The sequence below is a fragment of the Vibrio sp. 10N.222.46.A1 genome, assembly GCF_041473595.1.
Taxonomy (GTDB): domain Bacteria; phylum Pseudomonadota; class Gammaproteobacteria; order Enterobacterales; family Vibrionaceae; genus Vibrio; species Vibrio tasmaniensis_A.
Genome location: NZ_JBFRSN010000056.1, coordinates 1 through 1,940, shown reverse-complemented (window position 1 = coordinate 1,940; position 1,940 = coordinate 1). Strand labels below are relative to the sequence as shown.

At 42.0% G+C, this 1,940-nt stretch carries 3 protein-coding genes; 2 read left to right on the top strand and 1 reads right to left on the bottom strand.

The window, feature by feature from the left end:
- Positions 1 to 196: 196 nt before the first annotated feature.
- The gene (locus tag AB4496_RS02320; RefSeq protein WP_009845677.1) at positions 197 to 823 is read left to right on the top strand and encodes a D-Ala-D-Ala carboxypeptidase family metallohydrolase; all 627 of its coding nucleotides are present in this window, start codon (positions 197 to 199) and stop codon (positions 821 to 823) included.
- Positions 824 to 987: 164 nt separating this feature from the next.
- Complete coding sequence (locus AB4496_RS02315; protein WP_009845678.1) at positions 988 to 1,224, top strand: hypothetical protein; 237 nt, start codon at positions 988 to 990, stop codon at positions 1,222 to 1,224.
- A 32-nt stretch (positions 1,225 to 1,256) separates the two neighbouring features.
- Here the strand turns inward: AB4496_RS02315 and AB4496_RS02310 are convergent.
- Positions 1,257 to 1,940: response regulator (locus tag AB4496_RS02310; protein ID WP_372130538.1), on the bottom strand; the 684-nt coding region annotated here is incomplete at its 5' end.

Here is a 1,940-nt window from a genome sequence, read left to right as displayed (position 1 = left end):
CTTGTATAAATACCCAGCAATTCGCTGCAAAAACCAGCTCGAAAGGTCAACACGCCCTCATAACCCACTCTTTGTAGTGGGTTTTTTTGTGCCTAAATTCCGGCGTCTATACTTAATCGAACGTAATATCCTTAGTGTACGTAAGTAACTAGGTGAACGTTAATAACTAGGCGAACCTAAGCGATGGAGAGACTTTATGTACGGAAGTATTCTGATTACCTTGGCACTATCAACAACGCAACCTTACCCTGAAAAATTTGAGAAACTTTATACCGAAGAAACCGAAATCACTTATGACGACCTCGTAGTCGATGTTCATGGCTACAAAGTTCCCACGAGATCAGCATTTCGAGGTTGGATGCTCCTTAACCACGCCCAAGATCAAGTCAAGGCGATCGGACAGCAACTCAAAGATAACGGCATCACCCAAAGCATGCCTCTGCACTTAGTCTTGTTGCAAGGCACCGACTGGGCAATGAGCAACACCACTCTGTTTACCCTACCCAATAAAAAGCATGTACCAAAAATGATTAATACCCTTAAGTACATTCAACAATATATTGAGCCTGAGATTGGCGTTGTAATTCCTGTGTCTGGAGAAAGAACCGATATCTACAATAAGCAAGCGGGTGGCGCACTGCGAAGTAAACACTTAGAGTTCTGCGCTTTAGACTTAGTGCCTGCTAATGATATTACTCGCGAAAATCTACACGTGAAGCTTAAAAAGATTCATGCGGAATTTGGGCAAAAGAATAACGTTGGACTGGGTTTGTATTCTGGTGTTCGATTCCACATCGATACTTGTGGATTCAGACAGTGGTAAGAACACGGATGGGTCATTAAGACACACAAAGAAACAGAGTCATTACGACTTAAAAATAGAAACAATAAAATTAAACCATTGATTTAATGATAAAAATATAACTGGAACGCTAATTGCTATTGATAACAAGTATCATAATTATTAATAGCAATTAGGAATTCAATATGAAGACGATGACTCAACGCTTTCAAACTCTACTTTCTGTTTCAAATTTCAGTTTAGCTATCACCGCCTTGCTAATGCTACTCAGTATTATTGTTGCTTATCCGATGGCCGATTACTTCTCACTACCCATTCAAATTTTCGCACACATCAGCACCATATTAGTGGCCGGGTTACTAAAAATCAGCTACGTAGGCCGCTGTGTTGCACAATACAGCCTTGGGCAAGAAGTACGCTAAATCACACAGCGCTAGCCTTGATACTGGAACCATTAGACAATATCAAGGCTACTGAAAAGATCATACAGTTGGTGGGATTTATAAGGTTTCGGCAAGTAGGCGTTCATACCTGCTTCAAAGCAATTTTTGATGTCCTCTTCTAAGACACTAGCGGTTAAAGCAATAATGGGTAGTGGTGGGGTTTGTTGATCTGTCTCCCACTCTCGAATCACACGAGTCGCCGTTATACCATCCATAACTGGCATCATGCAGTCCATTAGAATGGCATCAAACTGAGCGCCCTGGGTGATGACATCGACCGCCTCTTGGCCATTGCTGGCAATCAAATATTCATAGCCCGCTTGCTCAAGGAAGAAGCTCGCTATCTTCTGATTCATCAGGTTGTCTTCAACAATCAGAATACGTCGATTCAGAGAACGAACTTCTTCATCTTTTACTTCCACAGTCGGTGTTTGTACTTCACCAGCATCAAGCGATCGTAGGCTGTTTAAGAAGCGTCTACCCAAAAATGGTAATGTATGAGTCGAGTGAACCGTTTCTGTGATTAGATTGGTTTTAAATAGGTGATGCTGGCACACAATAACGCGAGTCAGCGGATACAACGCCTTTAACGCCTCAAGATCTTTCCTCATAGAGTGATGCAGCGTGTGACAATAAAGCACCAAGTCACTTTCTTTCAGGCTCTCACCAAGATCCGAAATGGATGACACAACATT